A 3,426-nucleotide genomic window follows, 5' to 3' on the forward strand; every position below is an offset into this window, starting at 1 on the left:
TCGCGATTTGTAGAATACGCGAGCGGGGACGCTCGCACTATAATAAAAAAAATGCTTTTTGCAAAACTGAGATGCTCGCGGATTTTACGCATTTTTGTGAGTGATCGATCTAAAGATAAACCGGGTGTAGAAGGCAATAGTGCGTAATTTTTTTCCTATAAATTCTGCTGGATTATGTCGCAGCATTCGGCAACAGTTGCTCTTTCTTCCATTGCTGCTACTAGGGCTTCGTAAGCTGATTTGTGGCTTTCGATCAGGTTTTTCGCTCGCAGCAAACCCCAGTTTTGTTTGAGTTGAATCTCGGAACTTGGACGGCGCAGTTGTGTTAAAATTGCACGAATTTTGGTGCGGTCTTCGGCTCCTCCTTCTGCACGGCCGTAAACAAATTTTTCGGCGACTATTCCGGCCATCCACACGGTGCAGTATTGGTCTAAAAGTTGGGCAGAAAGAGTGCCAGTTTGGAGTTGAGATGCTAATTGTTCGTCTTCAAATCGGACGCCGCCTTGGGCTGTTTGACCTTGTTTAAATGCTTCCCAAGCGTTGAGGGCGTAGCTGGTTACGGGAATTCCCAACAGGTGCGCGACTAGGAAGTGTCCGGCTTCGTGGTGAAGGATACGATCGCGCTTTTGTTTGGAAGTTCCCCCCAGCCAATCTAATAAAATAGTACCGCCTTGACCTTGCCACTGGAAACTGTCAAGGGTGGCTAGCCCCAACAGGCAAAAAGTGGCGATCGCAGGTACGGCTTCTGGCAAGTTGAATAGGGGGCCCAACAATATTGAAACGGTGATGGCAAAGATAGAAATAGCGATAATATTCAAAGAAGTGTCTTTCATAATGGGAAATGGGTAACTGGGAATTGGTAATGGGTAATTTGTAATAGGGAATTGGTAATGGGAATTGGTTTTAGAGGTAAACTCAGGTACGATCGCGCGATCGGTTTGGCAGCGTCGGGGCGATCGCAGCACCCAGGACTTCCGACAAAAACACCACCTTCCAGTTTGACTGAAAATTGTCCCTCCGAAGCCACCGATATTAAAAAGATATTAAAATAAATCAAAGTCCAGTAAAAGTGTTAGTGGAATCCTTCATGTCAGTTTTGGCAGCGATCGCAGTTTTAGGTATCTTGATTGTCGTTCACGAACTCGGCCACTTCCTGGCGGCGAGACTTCAACACATCCACGTCAACCGCTTCTCTATCGGTTTCGGGCCCGTCCTCTGGAAGTACCAAGGCCCGGAAACTGAATACGCCCTCCGCGCCTTTCCCCTGGGAGGTTTCGTGGGTTTCCCGGACGACGATCCAGACAGTACAATTCCCCCAAATGACCCGAATTTGCTCAAAAATCGCCCCGTGCTCGATCGGGCGATCGTCATTAGCGCAGGGGTAGTTGCCAACTTAATTTTTGCTTATTTCCTGCTGGTGGTGCAATTGAGCACTGTCGGCGCTGCACAAATGAACTACCTACCGGGAGTTAAAGTCCCGGAAGTCGCTGCGGAAGTCAGTTCGGCCGCCAAACAAGCGGGAATTCGATCGGGCGACGTTGTTCTGTCTGTTGACGGCAAGGAATTGGGCGCTTCCGGCGAAGCAGTCAAATTATTGGTCGCAGCAATCCAAGATCATCCCAACCAACCCCTAGCGTTGGAAATTCAGCGCCAAGAACAAAAATTTGTGGTGACAGTAACTCCTGAAGAGTCGCCCGACGGCAAAGGTCGCATTGGCGTGCAGCTAACTTCTAACGGCACTGTGGTGCGGCAGCGGGCCGGATTTGTAGAGGCGTTTAGCAAGGCCGCCAAAGAATTTGAGCGGATTGTGGTGCTGACGGTTCAAGGCTTCGGGCAGTTACTTAGCAATTTCAGCCAAACTGCCGACAAGTTGTCCGGGCCTGTGGCGATTGTGGCGATTGGTGCAGGGATTGCCAAATCGGATGCTGCGAGTTTGTTTCAGTATGCGGTGTTAATTAGCGTCAATTTGGCTGTGATTAATATCTTGCCTTTACCTGCTTTGGACGGCGGTCAGCTAGCTTTTCTGTTAATAGAAGGACTGCGGGGCAAGCCTCTACCGAACCGCATTCAGGAAAATGTCATGCAGACTGGTTTGGTGCTGTTGCTGGGTTTGGGAATTTTCTTGATTATTCGCGATACAGCTAATTTGGCTGGGTTTGATTTGCGAAATTTCATGCAATAGTAAATGATATCAATTCCGGTGGCACCGAACTGATTGTTGACGGTTGACTGTATTAGGTAGTGCGAGCGTCCTCGCTCGCTAACAAAATCGCGAGCGGGGACGCTCGCACTGACCTTATCCAAATATACTATTCCGATGCAACCGGAAACGATTTAACAAATAACTCATAACAAATAACTCATAACAAATAACTCATAACAAATAACTCATAACAAATGACTAAAAAGTTAAGTTTAAAACAACGATCGCTCGAAATTCTGATTCGCCTCAAACGCCTCTATCCAGAAGCTCCTTGCACTCTCAACTACGAAACTCCCGTGCAGTTGCTGGTGGCGACGATTCTCTCGGCTCAGTGTACGGACGATCGAGTAAATTTGGTAACGCCAGCTTTGTTTAAGCGTTTCCCCGATGCGGTTGCTTTGGCAAATGCTGATTTAGAAGAACTCGAAAGTCTGGTGAGATCGACTGGTTTCTACCGCAATAAGTCTAAAAACATTAAAGGTGCTTGTCAGGCGATCGTCAATAAATTTAACAATCAAGTGCCGCAGCGGATGGAACTGCTGCTAGAATTGCCCGGAGTTGCCCGCAAAACGGCTAATGTCGTTCTAGCCCACGCTTTTGGTATTAATATGGGGGTGACGGTAGACACTCACGTCAAACGTTTGACTCAGCGGTTGGGATTGACCGAACATACCGATCCTATAAGGATCGAGCGGGATTTGATGATATTGTTGCCGCAGCCGGATTGGGAAAATTGGTCGATTCGGTTGGTTTATCACGGCCGGGCAGTTTGTAATGCGAGAAATCCGGCTTGCAATATTTGCGAACTTGCAGATTTGTGCCCTTCTGCTAATAGTTAGGTTTTCCACCAATGTTAACTACAGGCAAGATGCCTGTACCACAAAAAAATTGAGTTATTGTGGAACAGGCATCTTGCCTGTTGCTAAAAAAATTGAGTTATTGTGGAACAGGCATCTTGCCTGTTGCTAAAAAAATTGAGTTATTGTGGAACAGGCATCTTGCCTGTTGCTAAAAAAATTGAGTTATTGTGGAACAGGCATCTTGCCTGTTGCTAAAAAAATTGAGTTATTGTGGAACAGGCATCTTGCCTGTTGCTAAAAAAATTGAGTTATTGTGGAACAGGCATCTTGCCTGTTGCTAAAAAAATTGAGTTATTGTGGAACAGGCATCTTGCCTGTTGCTAAAAAAATTGAGTTATTGTGGAACAGGCATCTTGCCTGTTG

Annotated in this window: 4 protein-coding genes; 3 read left to right on the plus strand and 1 reads right to left on the minus strand. The window is 46.8% G+C overall.

Translation table 11 applies throughout. The features are described from left to right. Nucleotides 1–155: 155 nt before the first annotated feature. Nucleotides 156–833 (minus strand): ATP-dependent Zn protease, encoded by a 678-nt coding sequence (locus QUB16_RS18600; protein ID WP_333318283.1) that lies wholly within the window; start codon nt 831–833, stop codon nt 156–158. Nucleotides 834–890: 57 nt separating this feature from the next. Here QUB16_RS18600 and QUB16_RS18605 point away from each other — a divergent pair, with 57 nt between their 5' ends. From QUB16_RS18605 to nth, 3 genes are all read left to right on the plus strand, one after another. Continuing rightward, nucleotides 891–1,052 (plus strand): hypothetical protein, encoded by a 162-nt coding sequence (locus tag QUB16_RS18605; protein ID WP_333221131.1) that lies wholly within the window; start codon nt 891–893, stop codon nt 1,050–1,052. Nucleotides 1,053–1,087: 35 nt separating this feature from the next. After that, nucleotides 1,088–2,182 carry an RIP metalloprotease RseP gene (gene rseP, locus QUB16_RS18610; protein ID WP_333318285.1) on the plus strand — a complete coding sequence of 365 codons (1,095 nt, stop codon included), beginning with the start codon at nt 1,088–1,090 and terminating at the stop codon, nt 2,180–2,182. Nucleotides 2,183–2,397: 215 nt separating this feature from the next. Beyond that, nucleotides 2,398–3,042 (plus strand): endonuclease III, encoded by a 645-nt coding sequence (nth, locus tag QUB16_RS18615; protein ID WP_333318287.1) that lies wholly within the window; start codon nt 2,398–2,400, stop codon nt 3,040–3,042. The last annotated feature ends 384 nt before the right edge of the window (nt 3,043–3,426 follow it).

The organism is Microcoleus sp. D3_18a_C4 (genome assembly GCF_036702415.1).
Classification (GTDB): Bacteria; Cyanobacteriota; Cyanobacteriia; order Cyanobacteriales; family Microcoleaceae; genus Microcoleus.

What these genes read in the sequence shown, in the direction of transcription:
- QUB16_RS18600 (WP_333318283.1), bottom strand. Translation starts at nt 833, where the DNA reads ATGAAAGACACTTCTTTGAATATTATCGCTATTTCTATCTTTGCCATC.
- QUB16_RS18605 (WP_333221131.1), top strand. Translation starts at nt 891, where the DNA reads ATGGGAATTGGTTTTAGAGGTAAACTCAGGTACGATCGCGCGATCGGT.
- rseP (WP_333318285.1), top strand. Translation starts at nt 1,088, where the DNA reads ATGTCAGTTTTGGCAGCGATCGCAGTTTTAGGTATCTTGATTGTCGTT.
- nth (WP_333318287.1), top strand. Translation starts at nt 2,398, where the DNA reads ATGACTAAAAAGTTAAGTTTAAAACAACGATCGCTCGAAATTCTGATT.